The organism is Pseudoxanthomonas sp. UC19_8 (assembly GCF_042700505.1).
Classification (GTDB): Bacteria; Pseudomonadota; Gammaproteobacteria; order Xanthomonadales; family Xanthomonadaceae; genus Pseudoxanthomonas_A; species Pseudoxanthomonas_A winnipegensis.
The window spans coordinates 1699506-1718068 of record NZ_CP170559.1; the positions used below are offsets into that span (position 1 = coordinate 1699506).

At 67.9% G+C, this 18563-nt stretch carries 8 protein-coding genes and 2 pseudogenes; 1 reads left to right on the forward strand and 9 read right to left on the reverse strand.

The features are described 5' to 3' along the window. Window positions 1–7 precede the first annotated feature (7 nt). From ACFJIT_RS07390 to ACFJIT_RS07405, 4 genes and pseudogenes are all read right to left on the reverse strand, one after another. Window positions 8–3694 carry a YadA-like family protein gene (locus ACFJIT_RS07390; RefSeq protein WP_379655738.1) on the reverse strand — a complete coding sequence of 1229 codons (3687 nt, stop codon included), beginning with the start codon at window positions 3692–3694 and terminating at the stop codon, window positions 8–10. 237 nt (window positions 3695–3931) lie between these two features. After that, window positions 3932–4189, reverse strand: a pseudogene (locus tag ACFJIT_RS07395) (ESPR domain-containing protein); the annotation flags it as partial. 272 nt (window positions 4190–4461) lie between these two features. After that, entirely contained in the window at window positions 4462–5415 is a 954-nt protein-coding gene (locus tag ACFJIT_RS07400; protein WP_379655451.1) for a helix-turn-helix domain-containing protein, read from the reverse strand. Between the two features lie 499 nt (window positions 5416–5914). Beyond that, the gene (locus tag ACFJIT_RS07405; RefSeq protein ID WP_379655452.1) at window positions 5915–6781 is read right to left on the reverse strand and encodes a helix-turn-helix domain-containing protein; all 867 of its coding nucleotides are present in this window, start codon (window positions 6779–6781) and stop codon (window positions 5915–5917) included. 164 nt (window positions 6782–6945) lie between these two features. On the opposite strand from ACFJIT_RS07405, the gene ACFJIT_RS07410 reads away from it, so the two are divergent. Continuing rightward, window positions 6946–7920, forward strand: coding sequence for an alpha/beta fold hydrolase (locus ACFJIT_RS07410; RefSeq protein ID WP_379655453.1), 975 nt, complete (start codon window positions 6946–6948; stop codon window positions 7918–7920). Between the two features lie 92 nt (window positions 7921–8012). Here the strand turns inward: ACFJIT_RS07410 and ACFJIT_RS07415 are convergent, their stop codons facing one another. From ACFJIT_RS07415 to ACFJIT_RS07435, 5 genes and pseudogenes are all read right to left on the reverse strand, one after another. Next, on the reverse strand, window positions 8013–8573 hold the full coding sequence (locus tag ACFJIT_RS07415; protein WP_379655454.1) for an invasion associated locus B family protein: 561 nt from the start codon (window positions 8571–8573) through the stop codon (window positions 8013–8015). An 89-nt stretch (window positions 8574–8662) separates the two neighbouring features. Continuing rightward, window positions 8663–9517, reverse strand: a complete 855-nt coding sequence (locus ACFJIT_RS07420) for an OmpA family protein (protein ID WP_379655455.1) — start codon at window positions 9515–9517, stop codon at window positions 8663–8665. 112 nt (window positions 9518–9629) lie between these two features. Then, window positions 9630–14993 carry a YadA-like family protein gene (locus ACFJIT_RS07425; RefSeq protein WP_379655456.1) on the reverse strand — a complete coding sequence of 1788 codons (5364 nt, stop codon included), beginning with the start codon at window positions 14991–14993 and terminating at the stop codon, window positions 9630–9632. A 172-nt stretch (window positions 14994–15165) separates the two neighbouring features. Next, window positions 15166–15663 (reverse strand): annotated as a pseudogene (locus ACFJIT_RS07430) (hypothetical protein); the annotation flags it as partial. Beyond that, on the reverse strand, window positions 15632–18277 hold the full coding sequence (locus ACFJIT_RS07435; protein ID WP_379655457.1) for an ESPR-type extended signal peptide-containing protein: 2646 nt from the start codon (window positions 18275–18277) through the stop codon (window positions 15632–15634). The gene ACFJIT_RS07435 and the pseudogene ACFJIT_RS07430, both read right to left, overlap by 32 nt. Window positions 18278–18563: the final 286 nt, after the last annotated feature.

The window sequence follows — 18563 nt, forward strand, 5'->3', positions numbered from 1 at the left end:
ACGCCGCTCACCACTGGATGCCCGCGCCGACCGTCACGCCCGCATCGCCGCGCGTGTTGGTCGTCCCGCTGAGTCGATAGATCCAGCGCCCGCCCTCGGAGATCGCCGAGACGCCCAGGGCGACGCCGGCCTCGCCGTCGTAACCGCTGACCGCCATCGAGGCCATGCTGCGGCCCGCCTCATAGGGCTGCGGCAGGCCGGCCACCGCCATCGCCGAGGCCACGCCGGCCATGGCGCGGTTGTCCACGCGTTGCAGATCGCGCCGGGTCTCCTGGTAGCGCTGGTCGACATAGTTGCGCGACCAGTCCTGCACCCCGGTCAGGCCGCGGTTGAACTGCGCCATGTTGACCGCATCGCCGTCGGCAGTGCCGGCGGCCACGTTGGTGATCTGCCGCTGCGCGCCGCTGCTGCCGACCGAGACCGTGCCCACGCGGTCGGCGACCGAACCCGCGCCCAGGGCCACCGACCGGTCGGCGGTGGCCTGCGCGCCGCTGCCGATCGCGGTGCTGCCGCTGCCCGAGGCCACCGCACCGGCGCCGCCGGCGGTGGCGTTGTCGCCGCTGGCGGAGGGCTGGCCCAGCCCGGCGGTATCGTTGGCGCGGAACATGCCGCCCGACTCCACCTGGATATTCTGCAGCTGCTGATCGGTATAGGCGTTGGCCCGGTCGATGGCGTAGTTCACCCCGCCCTGCAGCTGGCCGACGTTGACCGCGTCGTAGCGGTCCGAACCGTCGGCGACATGGGTGACCTTGCGCTCGCCGCCGGTGCTGCCCACCGACACCTCGCCGGCCGAGCTGCTGCTGCCGGCCTGGACATAGGCGCCGTCGTAGCCGCTCTGCGCGCCGACCGAGGTGGTCGAGCCGGCGCCTAACGCCACGCTGTTGTCCTGGCTGGCGCTGGCCCCGGCGCCGACCGCCACGCTGCCGGTGCCCGAGGCCGCGGCCTCCGGGCCGACCGCGACGCCATCGGTGCCGGTGGCCGTGGCGGCGGCGCGGGTGGACTGCACGGCCAGGTACTTCGAGCTGTAGGTGGCCGACTGCAGCTGGCCGATCCGGTTGTTGAGGTTGACCAGCGAGTTGCTGACCGCGCCGAAGGCATCGGTGACGTTGGTGAAACTGCTGCCGGCCGTGCCGCCCGTCCCGTCGATCTGAGTAATGTTGAAAGTCGGCCCGGTCCAGGTGCCGGTGCTGCTGTCGTACTGGGTGCTGCCGCCGAAGAACTGCGCGATGGCGCCATGCGTGGCGAACAGCTGGGCACCGTTGACCGCATCGCTGCTGGCCGCGTTCACCGCGCCTGCGGCTAGGTTGGAGAGGCCGACCGGGGCGCCCGATCCGCTCGCGCCCAGGGTGACGTGATCCTGCACCGCGCCGTTGGCATCCACGTCGTACTGCACCGCCCGCGCGTTGAGGTTGTCCATTTCTCCGCTCACCGAGCGCAGCTGGGCCATGTTGACCGCATCCTCGTCCTGCTGGCCCGCCGCCACGCCGCTGAGCGTGCGCGCCTGGCCGGAGGCATTGCGGAAGCTCACGCCCGTGCCGCCGGTCTGCCCGGCCACGGTCACCGTCAGCGAGTTCGGATCCTGCCGCACCAGGCCGGCGGCGCCTTCGAGCAGATTGTTGATGTTGGTGGTGTTGCTCGTCGTGCGCCCGTCCAGGTTCTCCAGCGCGGTGCCGACATTGGTGTAGTTGGCCCGCGTGCCGGTATTGGTGCCGTCGTCCAGCGAGTACACCGGCCCTGAGACCGCACCGGTGGAAGCATCGATCCCGGCACCACCGCCGAGTGCGGCCACCGCCGGTGCCAGCTGGCCGACGTTGACCGCATCGTTCTGCGCCACGCCGGCGGCCAGGTTGGAGATGCCGGCCGGTGCACTGGAGCCGACCGCGCCCAGCGTGACGTGGTTCAGCACCGCGCCGCCGGCATCCACGTCGTACTGCACCATCCGTGCGCCGAGGTTGTCCACGTCCCCGCTCACCGAGCGCAGCTGGGCCAGGTTGACCGCCTCGTCGTCCTGCTGGGCCGCCGCGACACCGCCGAGCGTGCGCGCTTGGCCGGAGGCGTTGCGGAAGTTCACGCCCGTGCCGCCGGTCTGCCCGGCCACGGTCACCGTGAGCGAGGTCGGGTCCTGACGCACCAGGCCGGCCGTGCCTTCGAGCAGGTTGGTGATGTTGGTGGTGTTGCTCGTCGTGCGGCCGTCCAGGTTCTCCAGCGCGGTGCCGACATCGGTGTAGTTGGCGCGCGTCCCGGTCCCGGTGCCATCGTCCAGCGAATACACCGGTCCGGTGACCGCGCCGGTGGTCGAATCGATCGCCGCACCGCCGCCCAGCGCGGCCACGGCCGGCGCCAGCTGGCCGACGTTCACCGCATCGTTCTGCGCCACGCCGGCGGCCACGTTGGAGATGCCGACCGCCGCGCCCGAGCCGGTCGCGCCCAGGGTGACGTGGTCGAGCACGACGCCGCCGGCATCCACGTCGTACATCACCGCGCCATCGCCGATCGCCTGGATCTGCGACACCGCGCCGCGCAGCTGCGCGACGTTGACCGCGTCGGTGTCCTGATTGCCGGCGGCGACATGGGTGAGCTGGCGTTCGCTGCCGGTGGCGCCGATCGCCACTTCGCCGGCCGAGGTCTGCGCGGTCGTCAGCCCGTAAGCGGTATAGCCGCTGGCCGCGCCACGGCTGGCATTGGAGCGATAGCCCAGCGCCACGCTGTTGGCCTGGTCGGAGGTGGCATTGGCACCCAGGATGGTCTGCCCGTTGGCCGAACCCGAAGCGTTGTCGCCGACCACCACCGAGTGGCCGAGCCTGGCGTCGTAATTGGCGTCGACGAAACCGCCGGCATACACGCTCGTCGCATCCACGCTCGGCAGGGTGTGGCTGGCGTTGGAGCCGATCACCACTTCCTTGGAACCGTTCGCCGTCGCCCCCTCGCCGACCAGGGTCTGATAGTCCTGGGCCGCGTTCACCCCCCAACAGTCGGCGGTGATCACGCCCAGCACGTTGACGCAGTTGGTGGCGTAGGCCGGCGAACCGTTCGGCAGCAGCAAGCCCAGCAGGCCTCCCGGGCTGCCGCTGTTGACGTTGGTCAGATAGCTGTTTGAGACCACGCCGCCGATCAGGGTCAAGTGCGAGTTGCCGCCCGTCGACGCACCGCCCAAGGAGCTCAGCAGCGCACCCACGGGACTGAGACTGACCGTCGGGATGCCGAGCACGTTGACCGTGGTGTAGGCCTTCTGCACGTTATCGGCGTTGAGCGCCATGCTGCCGTTGATCACCCAGCCATCGCCGCCGAGCGCGCTGGACAGGGTCGGGTCGAGCAGCTGCACCACTCCGCCGACCAGCCCTCCATTGCCCACCACCGTGCCATTCGGCGCGCCGCTCAGGTTGGGCGCGCTGGTGGCCTGGGCGGAGACGAGCGCCGAGGTGGACGCCCGCAGGCTCGCGTCGCTGGTCGGCGCAGTGAGCGTGGCGGGCACCGCGACCGTGGCGGCGGTTCTGGTCGACGCACGCGCGGCCACGCTCGAAGTCCCGACCAGGTTGGGCGCGCCCACGGCCTGGGTCGACACCAACGCCGAGGGGGAGGCCTGCAGGCGCGCGCTGCTGGTCGGCGTGGTGGACGTGTCGGGCGCGATCGCGGCGCTGGCGGTAGTCGAGTCGGACGGCGGCGCCGCGTCCGGTTTGGGTGCGCTTACGTCCATGACGCGGCGCTTGCCGGCGATTGAGCCAGCGCGTTGGCGTGGTTCATCCGGCGCCGTCGTCGTAACGGAGGACGCTGTCGAAGGGCGCATCGCCGGGGCCGGCGCGGGCTCCGATGTCTCGGCATCTTCGACCAGGGTGTACTTGTCCACCAGGGCGCGCAGCTCGTCCAGTTTGGGATCGACCTGCTGGGCGTGGACGCCGGCACAGGGCAAGAACAGCAGCGCCGCCACGCAGGCGCCGGCCAGGCGACTTGTCGCGATGCCATCGCGCGTGCGAGCGCCGCGGGCGCTACTTCGTCTCGCCCGAGCCAGTTCCGAGACCACTACCGGCGCGCCAAGCGCGGGATTCCATATCAAACGATAGACGCGATTCATTCGCCACCCCCTGTCATGTCCGCTGTAATTTTTCGTTACAGCGCGGTTACGGGGATTAGAGCTCGGCCCAATCGCAGGCCGGTGCGTCATTCCGGAACGAATATGGGAAATAACGGGCATCGCCTATTCGATTTCGGCAAATTCCTGGCGATTAACACGCATTCCACGCGGATGAATACGCGCCGCTGGACCACCTATCGATCGCCTGCGCCGCGCGGTAGGCGATTATCCGCAGCCGCGCCTCGTCGTGTTCCGAGGAGGCCGGATGACACGACTGTTATCTCAGACAGACGCGTGCGCGCCGAAGCATGCGCTCGCCTACGGCCGCGGAACCGCTCCAAGGCGCTGCTGTTGTGCAGATGAATTTGGATAGGATGAGTCGGCGAACGTCTTCACATGCGCCAGAGCCCGACGGGCGGACCGCGCAGCAGCGTATCGCTGGGCAACTCGCCGAAGATTCGCCGATATTTTCCTGCGAATTTCGACAGGTCCCAGAGACCGCAGTTCAAGGCGATCGACTTGACCGAATGTCGGCTGGCGTCGCTGGCCGACAGACTGCGGTTTGCGGTGCACAGCCGCAGCATGGAGAGATAGCGGTTGGGCGATATTCCCAGCAGATCATCGAAGGCATAGCGCAGCGTCCGTTCGCTCACGCCGACTGTGTGACATATTTCTTGCATATAAACATTTCTGTGCAGGTGCATGCGCATGAAATCCTCCGCGCGGCGGAGGATCCGGTAATGCATGAGCCTGCCGCGGGAGCACCGCGGGCGATCGTCCGGCGTCGCGGCGAACTTGGCCATCAGGTGGGCGCGCACGTAGGCGCTGGCGCCTTCCAGGCGATCACTGGGCTGCTGGATCCCTGATTGGCCAGACCCGCTCGTCAGTCGTGCGGCGAGTTGTTCCAGCCTGCGCGCGGTCGCATCGCCCGAGGGCTTGAACAGCCGCACATACTGTCCGACCGCCGGCAGCGAGGCCCCTAGTCCGAGTTCAGAGAGGCAAAGCTTCAAGGCGCTCAGCGGGATCAGGACCAGCGTCAGCCTGGAGCCGGCGCTGAGGACGAACTCGCTGCCCGCCCCTGGCAACACAGTGAGGACCATGCCGGTGGCCAGGCTGACACCGTGACACCAACTGGCATCCGGGTCGGTCTGGTGGACATAGCCGAACAGGCACCAGTCCGGTGGCAGCGTGAATCGCCCGCGGAAGGTGAATGCTGGCGTGACCGAGTAGATCAGCGCGTCCCGATCGGCGTACGTCTCCACGGTCGGACACGCACCTTGCGGATCCAGCAGGACCATATCCAGATCGCAGACCTTGAGCAAGCCGGCCAATGCGGCCAGGTCCAATGGCGGCCCTCCCGCCTGATCCGGCTTCGAATGCCGTTTCCTTCGCGCTTCGTCCATCCCTGTCCTCCCGTTGAGCCGGCCATCGAAATATCCCGAGGCCGTGCGCCTTCTCTGCAAACCAAGCAAGCGCGATGCCCTACTATGCATCGCCTTGGCGCGTGTTGCCACGCGCGGTGAATACGTGCCGCTTTGCTAACCGGCCAACTGCTTTGGACGCTTGGGTCCTTACGCCGGTCCGTGCATGCCTCTGGCCGGCCTGCACTTTCACACCTTGTCCACGACCTTAGGCCGGACGGATGTGTTGTCGCCGTGTAGAAAATCATGCCTGGCCCGCATGAAATGATTCGTGGCGATGTCCTGGGACCCGAGTCACGCTAGCCTTCGCTCCTGCGGATCACCGCTTGGCATCGATCATTCGACCGTTGTCGTAAGCGCGGAACGCTGTACTGTCGGAAACACCGACAAGCCTGCGCAACAGGTGCAGCGGCGCTGCACAGTCTCAAGGCCGAACGGGCGTGTCCCTCGCCGAATGCTTGCCCACCGACATCGCCTGCCGGAGTTGATGGGGCGACTGGCCGAACTCATGCCGCATGGCCGCAATGAAACCCGAATAGCTGACAAAACCGGCCGCCTCGGCCACCGCGGCCAGACTCAGACGCTCGTCGCGCAGACGCCAGCACGCACCGCGCGCACGTTCGCGCAGCACGTACCGCCAGAGCGTGCAGCCCATGCGCGCCCGGAACGCGCGCGCCAGGTGGAAGGGGCTGCTGGCCGCCGCCCGCGCGATCGAGGCGAGATCCAGCGGTTCACTCAGATGCGCGTGGATGTAAGCCAACGCGCGCCCCACCCGCCAGTCCGCTGCACGAGGCCCGGGCGGCACGCGCGCCATGGGCATCAGCTGCGGAATCAGCGCCACGAACACCGCATCGCCGACCAGCGCGCCATGCGGCTGGCCGGTGGCGGCATCGGTGCGCAGCACGCGCAGCAGCCCGGCGATGGCCGGTGCACGCAGCTGCAAGGTGGAGCGCAGGCCATGCGATCGGTCAGTGACCTCATGCCCCACGATCTCGCCCAGCGCGGCGTCGGTGAAGTACAGGCAGGCCGAGTCCACCGGCCGGTCCCACCAGAAGCGTCCACCGTCGCCCGCGGCGATGATCCCGATATCGTCCTGCCCCATGCGCGCGACATGGCGGCGGCCGTCCACGCACATGCCAATACGCAGCGCACCACGATCCAGAGGCAGGCTGAGATGGTGGAACGGCAGCGCCGGCGCATCCAGCTGCACGGGGCCGAAGCAGGACTGCTCCATCGCGCACCACGACCACGACGCCCGCGCCGACACCGTGTGGCTCAGCCAGGGCGGCACCTTGCGCAGTTCGGACATGGCGGCATGCATGGGACGCTTCCAGGCCGGTGGGAGCGTGCCCAACTTAGCAAGATTTCGAAGCTGGCGAAGCGGGCGACACGCTAGTCTCCTGGGCGACCGCGGACCGACCGCATGCAGCCCTGCCCTTGACCGAGAGCGCGCCGATGAAACGCCTGCAGATGTTGCTGAGCCTAGGTTTCCTCCTGGTGTCGAGCGGCCTTCCCGCCGCGGCCGCCGTGCCCGACCCGCTTGCCCCTGGCGAGCACAGCTTCGTCTCCAACGGCGTGCGCCTCTGGTACAAAGTGTCCGGCCACGGACCGGTGGCGCTGCTGCCCACGCCCGGCTGGGGGCCCAGCGCGGAGTATCTGTTCCTCTCGCTGCAGCCGCTGGAACGCGACTTCACCATCGTCTATCTGGATACCCGCGCCACCGGCCGCTCGCAGGTCCCGACGGCCGAGGCCGTCACGATGGAGGATTTCGTGGGCGATCTGGACAATCTGCGTCGCCATCTGAAACTGGACCAGCCCTGGTTCATCGGCCACTCCATGGGCGGCACCCAGAGCCTCGAATACAGCCTGCGCCATCCGCAGCACGTGCGCGGCTTGCTGCTGCTGGCGGCGGTGATCACCAACAACGCGCCGGACCCGGCGCGCCAGGCCGAGGTGGAGCGTCAAATCCTGCAGCAGGTCGAGTCACGCCGTGGCCGACCCGGCTTCGAGGCGGCGCTGAAGGCGTTCAAGGGCGATCCGCCGCCTACCACGGATGCCGCGTTCAAGGCGCAGATCCTGGCGACGGTGCCGATCGAGATGTACGACATGGCCAAGACGGCCAACGGCAGGGACGCCTTCGAACAGGTGCGCTTCTCCCTGGTGGCCTTCCAGCGCTTCGTCGCCGGCGTGCGTACCGATCTGGCCCCAGCGCTGTCGCGCATCCAGGTGCCGGCCCTGGTGGTGGCCGGCGCGGACGATGTCGAAGTGCCGTGGCAGCAGACGCTGAGCCTGCACCGTGGTCTGGCCCATTCCAAGCTGATCCTGATGCCCAACGCCGGGCACTTCGCCTGGCTGGAGCAGCCCGATGCCTGGTTCCAGCAGGTTCACGACTTCCTGCCCGCGGTGGGCTATCGCGCGGACGATCCCTGAGGGGGATGCCTCGCGTGGCGAATGACGGCGCGGCAGTCACTTGCGACACCCACCTCCGGTCACGGCGTTGCGCATTCTGCGGATCACGGATATCAGCGCGATGGCCTCTGCGCAGGCGCCGTTGCGGCGAGCGCGACCATCTGCGCATAGGCGGCCTCGAAGCCCGGAAGCGGTAGCTGGAACGTCGCTGCTCCGCCCGAGGCCACAGGCGCGACGATCTTCAGTGTCTTGGCGCGACGCAGCGCCTGCAAGGCGTTCTCGTCCAGATTCAGCGGCACGGTACAGCCCTGCTGCAGGCAGGTCTGGAACGGGACGTTGGGGACCACCGGGCCCTCGTCGATCTGAAGGCTCACCCCCGCATGCACGTCCAGACCGAACGGCAGGGTCAATCCGGCGAGCGCGTGGCGCATGCCATCGGGCTTCACCTCGAGCAGCACCACACGCTGGTTATCCGTATCGCGTCGCAACTCCTGCGCAAGGGTGCAGTAGCGCTGGCCCTGCTCGTCCCTGCAGCCGATGGTCCAGGCGCCGAACCGTTGCACGGGGGGCAGCGGTCGCGCTGACGCCTGCGGTGCTGCCCCTCCGGTCCTGGCGGCGGGCGCCGGGGTCTGCGCGGCCGTAGGGCCCGCGACTGCGGCGATCAGGATCGCCATGCACGCGGTCGAGAATGAAGTCCTCATCGAAGTGCTCTCATTTGTTCATCGGTGGAAAGTTGAAGCCCGGATACGCTTGAGCCGCCGCCTTAACCGGCTGGCGCTGCGCTCAGCTCAACGCGCCTGTCCGGCGCAAGACAGGCGATGAGCGCCGTCCGCGGCATCGCATCGGTGCAGTCCTTGCTGACCGGGTCGCTCGCGCCCATGCCGACCGATTGCACGCGATCCGGCGCGATCCGACCCTGCTGCGTCAGATACCGGGCGATCGTGGCCGCGCGCCGTTCCGAGAGCCGCAGGTTGTAGTCCCGGGTGCCCAGGCGATCGGCGTAGGCCCGCACCGTGATGCGGGTGGACGCCAGTTCCGGCGCGCGCAGGTCGCCCGCGAAGGTGTCGAGCTGGCGCATGCCTTCACTCCGCAGGTCCTTGATTTCCCAACGATCGAAGGGGAACAGCAGGTCGAGCTGCAGCGTCTTGACGTAGGGCTGGGACGGCGTCGCGGGCGCCCGAGTGGCGACGTCCTTCGAAGTCGCCGGCAGGCAGCCTGCCGGCTTCCAATGCAGGCTGCCCACCTTGCCGTCCTTGCCGAACAGCAGCTTGAGCTGGCAGGTCGTGAAATCGGACGTGCCCGGCTGGCGCAGATGGACCAGGTAGTCCCACTCGCGCGGCCCGAAGCCCTCATGAAAATGCGGCGGCCCCAGCAGGCGCTGAACCTGCGCCTTGTCCAGCCCAGGATGCAGCAGGCCCAGGCTCTCGGGTATCGGGTAAGTCCCGTCTTTGGCCAAGGCGTTGGCATCCTGCGGGGCGGGCCAGACCAGTGTCTGCGCACTCGATCCGTCGTGTTCGATGCCTTTGCTGAGCGTGCCGCAGCCGATCAGGGCTGCGGTGGAAAGCAACACGATCAGCAGCCGCAGTGTGCGAACGCCTGATGTTTGGAGGGTCTTCATGCTGTCGTCCTCGGAGCAGGAACGTTGAGAGATCGCCGCGCGAGGCTTCGCGCCGCCGTGGGCGTTGGGATGCGGACAGGCGCATACGCGCAAGCCCGCCGCCTGTCCGTCATCACCACTGATAGCCCACCCCCGCTCCAACGCCGGTCTGGCCGCGCGTGTCGGCCGTACCGCTGAACTTGATGACCCAGCGGCCGTTGTCGGTGATCGCCGAGACGCCTACCGCGATCGCGGACTGGCCTTGGTATGAGCCCAGACCCACCGACGTCATGCCCCGCCCAGGGATGTAGGACTGGGGGAGATTGGCCGTCGCCACCGCCGCGGCGATACCGCCGTTCGCATCGCGCTGGACCTGGCCCGCCACCGCGTCGGTATAGCGGATGGCATTGCCGAAGCCCTGGTTGAGTTGATTGACGTTGACCGCGTCGGTGCCATTGACGCCGGCCGCCACGTTCGAGACGGTCGTGGGTGCCTGGCCATTGCCCAATGCCACCTGGCTGTAGTTGACCGATCCATCGGCATTGCTTGCGTATTGCACGCTGCCCTGCTGGGAGGCCTGGAGCTGGCTGACATTGACCGCATCGGTGGCCTGGACGCCGGCCGCGACGTTGGTGATCTGCCGCTCGCTGCCCGCCTGTCCCACCGACACGGTATTGGCGCGACTGGCCACCGAGCCGCTACCCAGGGCGACCGCGTTGTCCGCCGTCGCCGCGGCTTGCGTCCCCACGGCCAGGCTGTTCGCGCCGGAGGCCACGGCGCCGGCACCGCCGGCGCTGGCATTGGCACCGGTGACGGAAGGCTTGGCCTGGGCGCCGGTGTTGTTGACCTGGAAGAAGCCATCGCGGCCTTCCTGGACGTTCTTGATGTCGGCGTTGTTCTGCGCGACCTGCTGGTTGACCTGTTGCACCTGGCTGTCGGTATAGGCATTGGCGGTCTGCACGGCGCCGTCGAGCTGGCGCAGATTCACCGCGTCGGTCGCCAGCCTGCCGTCGGCGACATTGCTGATGGTGCGGGTCGCACCGGTGGCGGCATCGCCCACCGACACCGTGCCCACGCTCGCATTGCTGGCCCCGGAATACTTGCCCGTGTAGCTCTCCGCGCCGCGTCCGCCGTCGCTGGCGCCATCGCCCAGGGCGACGCTGCCCTGCGCGCTCGCGCTCGCATTACGGCCGATCGCGGTCGCGCCCGTCCCGGAAGCACTGCTGCCCGAACCCACCGCCGTCGCGCCCGCGGCCGAGGCGTTGGTGCCGACGCCTGCGGCCAGCGCGTTGCTGCCCGTGGCCCCATCGCCCGAGTAGTTCCCGCCTTGGTTACCGCCGTCGGAGACGCTGTAGTAATGGGTGGTGGCACCGGCGATGGCGGAGGTGAGCTGACTCACGTTCACCGCGTCGGTGGCTGCGGTGCCGGCCGCCACGTTGACGATCCTGTTGCCGCCGTTGTCCAGACCAGCGTTGCCCAGGACCACCGTTCCCCCCGGGCCGCCGGTCAAGCTCAGACCGTTCGTATCGAGTCTGGAACTGCCCGTGGTGATGCTGGTCGCGACCAGGTCCGGGTTCAGCGCGATCGCGTAGTCGGTTCCGTTCTGCGTGATCGCGATGTTGTCGCCGGCCGTGATGGTCTGCGTCGCGCCAGGCGCGACGTTGGCCACCGACGTGCCCGACACCGTGCCGGTGCCCGTCGCCGCCGTCGTCACGTTCCAGCCCTTGCTGGCCGTGGCGCTGACCGCGTTGAGCTGGTCCATGTTGGCCGCGTCGGTGCCGTTCACGCCCGCGCCAACATTGGTGATGGCGCTGCCGCCGGCGTTGATGCCGGCACCGGTCACGCTCGGGCCGCCGGCGATGGTCAGGCCGGTGTTGTTGACCACCGTGTTGCCCGTGGTCAGGCTGCCGTTGGCGCCCAGGTCGATGTCCTTGGCCAGCTTGACCGTCAGCGTGTCGGCGCCGTCGGACACCACACCGATGTTGTTGTCGGTCAGCGTGCCGGTGGCGCCGCCCTTGAGGTTCAGGGTCTGCCCCAGGTCGCGGTGCGCGGCCATGCCGCTGTCGCCGGCGAAGTTCAGGCCGGCCGTGGTGACGCTCGAGGTGGCATTGGTCAGCTGACTCAGATTCACCGCATCGTTGCCGTTGATGCCGTCAGCGAGGTTGGTCAGCCGCTGCGCGTTGCCCGGATTGGCCGCCGTGCCGCCTGCGGCCGTCATCGTCGCGACATCCGCCGTGGTCGTGCGCTGCACCACACCCACACTGCCGTTGTTCACTGCGGTGAACGCGTCGCCTACGTTGTTGTAGGTATTGCCTCCGACGGTATACGTCGGGGCCGTCCCGGTCGCCACGTCGGCCCCGCCACCGAACGCGTTGTTGATATAGGTGTTGGTCGCGTAGAGCTGCGAACCGTTGACCGCGTCGGTCGAGGCCGCCGACAGCGTGGCGGCTGTGACCCCGGTGATCTTCCCGCTACCGCCATCGTTGACCGTGACAGCGCCGAACTTCGGCGCATCGGCCATCTGCAGGCTGATCGCCCCGTTGGTCGGGTCGGTCACCGTCTTCAGGTTGTCGCCCGAATAAGTGCCCACCGTCGATGCCCCACCATTGATCGCCAGCGTCTGCCCAAGATCGCGATGCACCGCGCCGGCCGAAGCATCATCGCCGGTGAAGTTCAGCCCCTGCGAGGTGATTCCGCTCGTCGCCGAGAAGAGCTGGCCACCGTTGACCGCATCCTTCGACCCCGCGGCCACGGTCCCATCCGCGACATTGGTGACTTTCAGGCCGCCGGCATCGATGCCCGAAGCCAGCACGCTCGGGCCGCCGGTGATGACCAGCCCGTTGGTGTCCAGCTTGCTGTTGCCGGCGGTGAGGCTGGTGGCCACCAGATCGGGGTTGGTGGCGATCGTCAGGTCGGTTCCGTTCTGCGTGATCGCGATGTTGTCGCCCGCCGTCACCGTCTGCGTCGCGCCGGGCGCCACGTTGGCCACCGACGTGCCGGACACCGTGCCCGTGCCCGTTGCCGCCGTGGTCACGTTCCAGCCCTTGCCCGCCGTCGCCGCCACCGTGGAGATCGCGTCGTTGACGTTGTTCTGGCCGGTGCCGCCGACGTTGGTCATCGTCAGACCGCCGGTGGTCTGGTCGTAGGTCGCGTTGCCCCCCAACACGGTCGCGACGTTGCCGCCGAGTGTGGTCACGCGATCGCCGACGACGTCGATCGCCTGGTTGGCGGCGTAGAGCTGGCTGCCGTTCACCGCGTCGGTGCTGGTGTCGCTGATGCGCCCGGCTGCCACGTTGGTGACGGTGCGCTCGGAGCCCAGGGCGCCCATGCTGACCGTGCTGCCCGGATTGGTGCCGGCGAAGGCGTAGGTCGTGCCCTGGATGGTCGTGCTGGCGGTACCGACCGCCGCCGCCGTGACCGAACGCGCGCCCAAGGCCACATCGTTGCTGTTGTTGGCGCTCGCGTTATGGCCCAGAGACACGGCATCGCTTGCGCTGATGTTTCTGCCGGCGTTCTGGCCCAGGGCCACGTTGTTGGACCCGGTCACGCCGGATCCGGCCAGGGAGCCCAACCCGACGTTGTAGCTGCCTGTGACGTTCGTGCCGGCGGCACCGATCGCGACGTTCTGGTCACCGCTCACGTTGCTGCCTCCGATGCCCAACGCAACGTTGTTGCTTCCGGTGACAGTCCTGCCCGCGTTGTCGCCGATCGCGACGTTGTCCCGGCCCGCAACATCCGTTCCCGTGAACAGACCCATCGCGATGTTGCCGTAGTTGCTCGACAGGCTGCCGGTACCGGAGCCACGCCCTATGGTGATGTCGCCGGTCCCGATGGCAGCGGCCTCCTGCCCCAATGCGACAGAGGACACGCCCGCCGCGTTGGCGGAATCGCCGATCGCCGTCGCGCCGATCTGCCCCGCCGAGGCGTTGGCACCCGCGGCGACCGACAGGCCCCCGGTCGCGCCCAGATTGTCGTAATTGGTTCCGCTGCCCGCCGCGCGCGTGGCGGTGGAGCTGTTGACGCTGTAGTAGTGCGTGGTCGCCTGCTGCAGCTGGGACAGGTTGACTGCATCGGTCTGCTGCGTGCCCGCCGCGACGTTGGTAATCCTCTGGCCGCCAGCGTCGATACCCGAGGCGAGTACGCTGGGGCCGCCGGTGATGGTCAGGCCGTTGGTGTCCAGCCTGCTGTTGCCCGTGGTGATGCTGGTCGAGACCAGGTCCGGGTTCGTCGCGATCGTGTAGTCGGTGCCGTTCTGGGTGATCGCGATGTTGTCGCCGGCGGTGACGGTCTGCGTCGCGCCCGGCGCCACATTGGCAGCGGTGGTGCCCGACACAGTACCCGTGCCGGCAGCCGCCGTGGTCACGTTCCAGCCCTTGCCTGCCGTCGCCGCCACCGTGGAGATCGCGTCGTTGACGTTGTTCTGGCCGGTGCCGCCGACGTTGGTCATCGTCAGACCGCCGGTGGTCGTATTGTAGGTGGCATTGCCGCCCAGCACGGTCGCGACGTTGCCGCCGAGCGTGGTCACGCGATTGTTGACCACGCCAGTCGCCTGGTTGGTGGCGTAGAGCTGCGAACCGTTGACCGCATCGGTAGAACTGGCATTCACCCGACCGGCCGCGACATTGGTGATCTGGCGCTCACTTCCGGTCGCGCCAACGCTGACCACGCTGGCTGGCGCGGTGCCAGCATAGGTGTAACTGGTGCCGGCGATCGTGCCGCCAGGCGTGGGGTTGGACGAGGCCGTGACCGAACCCGCGCCCAGCGCGACATCGCCAGCGTTGGTGGCGACGGCACCGTGCCCCAGGGCAACGCCGTCCGCTGTCGAAGCGACCGCGGTCGGCCCGACCGCCACGCTGTTCGTCCCGGTGGCGGTCGAGTCCGCCAGCGTCGAGTTGGCATGGAAGTACTTGATGCCGCCACCGTTGGTGATGTTGTTGACTGTGGTGCCGATCTGGTTCACCGCCTGGTTGGTCGCGTACAGCTGGCTGCCGTTGATCGCGTCGGTGCTGGTGCCGCTGACCTGGCCCGCCGCCACGTTGATCACCTGGCGCTCCTTGCCCGACGCACCCACGCTCACCACGCCGTTGGCCGCCGAGCCCGGGCCCGCATAGGTGTATGTGGTGCCGTTGATCGTGCCACTGGTCACCGCCACCGCCGCGCGGTCGGCCGAGGCATTGCCCAGGACCACGCTGTTGTCCTGCGTGGTGGTCACGCCACTGCCGACCACGAAGGCATTGTTGTTGGCGATCGTGTTGTTGTTGCCAAGGCTGTACGAGCCGCTGCCCGAGATCGTGGTCGGGTCGCCGAACGCGCCGGAGTTGGCGCCGCTCACCACATTGCCGGTGCCCACGCTGATCGCACTGGCACCCGTCGCCTGCGCGCCGTTGCCAATGGCAATTGCATTTGCTCTGCTGGCGCTGGCCTGCGTGCCTTGGGCGATGGCGTTCGTTGCGCCTGCGCCAACGGTAGCGCCCGTTACCCAACGCCATAGCGCCATCCGAAACGCTCCCTGACGCTCCGCTTACCTTTGCACCGTTACCCATCGCCAAGGCATTCTGCGCGTAGGCCACCCTCGCGCCTTTACCTTGCGCAACAGCGGTTCCGGAGTTTGCATCCACGATGGCTTGAGATCCCAGCGCGATGCTGTCGGCCGAGTTGGCGCCGCTGCCATTTCCCAACGCAACACTCCGATCGCCGACTGCGAGCGTGGATGAGCCACTTGCATAGGCTCCGCCAGGCTGACCCCCGATGGCGATCGCAGCGGCTCCGGACGCCTTAGCCCAATCACCGATCGCAACACCACTGCCCGAGGTACTGACGGCATTCGCATTGAAGCCGATTGCAATGGGCGTACCAACCGCCGTGACCCCGGCGACAGCACCATTGCCGATGACAATGGCCGGGCTGTTCGCTTTTGCGTTTGCACCAATGGCCAGGGAACCATATCCACCGCCGTTGGCAGAAGCGTTATTGCCGATTGCCATGTCTCCTGTGGCAAACGTCTTGGCATTGTTGCCGAAAGCAATGGACCCGGTCCAACTGGCCGTTGCACCATAACCAAGGGCGATCGCGTTCGCTCCAGCAGCGCTCGCGCCGACGCCTGCCGCCAAAGCATTGATGCCCGTGGCCCCGTTGTTACTGTAGTTGCCCCCCCTGCGTGCCGCCATCGTTCACGCTGTAGTAGTGCGTCTGCGACGCCGCGAGGGCTTGATTGGTGGCGTACAACTGGCTGCCGTTGACTGCATCCGTGCTGGTCGAGGTCACCTGACCCGCCGCCACGTTGATCACCTGGCGCTCCTTGCCCGACGCACCCACGCTCACCACGCCGTTGGCTACGGACGCTGGACCGGCATAGGTATAGGCGGTGCCGTTGATCGTCCCGCCCGTTACGGCCACCGCCGCGCGATCGGCCGACGCATTGCCCAGGACCACGCTGTTGTCCTGCGTGGTGGTCACGCCGCTGCCGACCACGAAGGCGTTGTTGTTGGCGATCGTGTTGTTGTTGCCAAGACTGTACGAGCCGCTGCCCGTGATCGTGGTCGGGTCGCCGAACGCGCCGGAGTTGGCGCCGCTCACCACATTGCCGGTACCCACGCTGATCGAACTCGAGCCGGTCGCCTGTGCCGCATTACCGATGGCGATGGCGTTCGCCTTCGTGGCGCTGGCGCCCGTGCCCTGGGCGATCGCGTTGGTGGCGCCTGCGCCGACCACCGCGCCGTTGCCGATGGCCATCGCACCGTTCGACGCAGTGCCGGACGCTCCGCTCACCTTCGCGCCATTGCCAAGGGCGATGGCATTGGTTGCGTACGTGACGTTGGTGTTGTTGCCCTGTGCGATCGCCGCGGCTGAGTTGCCATCGATCTGCGAAGCTGTGCCGATCGCGATGCCATTGGTCGAGCCTGCCGCGACACCGACTACCTGCCCGCTATTGCCGGCGATCGCGATGCTGCCGTCGGCCGCCGCGGTGACCTGATTGCCCACCGCAGTGGCGTTCACACCGCTGGCGATGTTCGAGTAGCCAAGAACCGTGGACTCGACCCCGGCTGCCGAGGCTGAGTTACCGAGCGCGAGCGCGTTCGACGCTCCAGCGGAAACCGACGCACTAGGGCCGATGGCCATTGCGCCGTTCGAGGCGGCGCTGGAGGTTCCTTTCACCGCCGCGCTATTGCCGATCGCCACGCCATTGATGCTATAGGCGACCGTGGCGCCGTTTCCGTGCGCGATCGCGAACGACGAATTTCCGTCGATCTGCGAAGCCGTGCCGATCGCGATCGCGTTGTTGGAGCCAGCCGCGACTCCCACGACTTGTCCACTATTGCCGGCGATGGCGATGCTGCCGGCAGCCGCGGCGGTGACCTGGTTGCCGACCGCGGTCGCGTTCACGCCGCTGGCGATGTTCGAGTATCCAAACGCCGCGGCATCCTGGGCGGTTGCCTGGGATAGACGGCCGATCGCGATGCCGGACCCCGCCGTCACATTTGCGCCCGAGCCCAGGGCGATCGCGTACTGAGCGGCCGAACCCACGGTCGCGCCGCTCCCAAGCGCCATCGCACCATCAGACGTGGCGCCGGACGCGCCGTTGACCTTGGCGTTGGTGCCAAGCGCCATGGCACCTACGGCGTAGCTCACGCCACTCCCGGCGCCCTGCGCCATGGCGGAGGAGGAACTGTCATCGATACTGGCGTTGTTGCCGATCGCCAGGGCGTACGCGGAGCTGGTGGTCGCGCCATTGCCCAGGGCGACGGCTCCCGTGGAATTGGTACCCGGGGTGCCGATGACCTTCGCGCCGTTGCCGATGGCGGTCGACTGGCTGGAGTTGGCGTCGACAATCGCATTGAAGCCCGACGCCAGTGACAGATCCGACTGCGCTTTGGCGCCAGAGCCCATGGCGGTTCCGCGGAACTGGGCAGTCGAGCCCGCTCCCAACGCCATCGCCCCGGAGTACCCCGAACTACCAGCCGTTGCCCCCGCGCCCAGGGCAATCACGCCAAACCCACCTCCCACACTGCTGGCCGTCGCGCCTTGTCCGATCGCCACATTGCCAGCGCCGATGGTGCCACTTGAGCTCGTGGCCCCGGACCCCATGGCGATATCGCCGGTATTGCCCGTGTTCGCGTTGTAACCGATGGCGACCGACTGGGCGCCCGCTGCGCTGGTATTGGTGCCCACCGACGTTCCATAAGCCGCCGTGGTCTTCGCTTTATTGCCGATCGCAGTGCCGCCGATGGTGTTCGCACTGGACGCCTGGCCGAAGACCGAGGTTGCCTCGGCCGTTGCGCTTGTTTGCCGGCCGATGGCGACCGAGTTCAGCCCCGTCGATGTCGATCCGTCGCCGACCGCGACGCTGTAGTTCTGCGCATTTGAGCCACTGCCAGCGCCGATCGCGATCGAGAACGAACCGCACGTGGCCGGACTACTGGCGCCGGCTCCGGTTGCCGAACCGTTTCCGATCGCGTCCTGCTGGACGCAGGTGCCGGCAAAGGCGATGGAGTAGCCCGGCAGCCACAGAACTGCGACCGCTGCCGGCAGACGAAGGATAGACGCAACGGTCGCCAGCATGGAACGCGAAGCGACGCGCGATACACGAGACGTCATGAACCCGCCCAGCGCAAGCCTGTCGGCGCGCGTGCGGACCGTGACCGTCGGGACGACCGTCTGCCCTGCCCGCTCGTCCACATGGCGTCCGCCGCCAACCGCGACGCCCTTGTTGCTGGCCAGCTCCGACGCGACGACCATCTGCGCGCGCGCGCGGCTCCATATCTTGCGAAAAATTCTGTTCACGACCCTTCCCCCTGCTTCATTCGTAAAAGTGACGCTGCCCGCTCGTGACGTCAGCGATGTCGGTCAAGTGAGGTCTTCTGACCCGCTTTGGTGCTACGGAAGCAACGCATCCATGCATGCGTGAACCGAACTGAAGATGTGTGCGCGGCGCCCGGCTTCTGCGAGGCGTCCGACGTCCAGCGGCCGGACTGCCCGGCCGCTTGGGGATGGCGCGTGGCGCGGCCACCAGCGATGACCGACGCGCGCCCGAGGCGCGGACCGCGGATGCGGTCGCGCGGCGCGTCTA

Coding starts and splice junctions, on each gene's coding strand:
- ACFJIT_RS07390 (WP_379655738.1), bottom strand. CDS start 3,694: ATGGACGTAAGCGCACCCAAACCGGACGCGGCGCCGCCGTCCGACTCG.
- ACFJIT_RS07420 (WP_379655455.1), bottom strand. CDS start 9,517: ATGAAGACCCTCCAAACATCAGGCGTTCGCACACTGCGGCTGCTGATC.
- ACFJIT_RS07425 (WP_379655456.1), bottom strand. CDS start 14,993: ATGGCGCTATGGCGTTGGGTAACGGGCGCTACCGTTGGCGCAGGCGCA.
- ACFJIT_RS07410 (WP_379655453.1), top strand. CDS start 6,946: ATGAAACGCCTGCAGATGTTGCTGAGCCTAGGTTTCCTCCTGGTGTCG.
- ACFJIT_RS07415 (WP_379655454.1), bottom strand. CDS start 8,573: ATGGCGATCCTGATCGCCGCAGTCGCGGGCCCTACGGCCGCGCAGACC.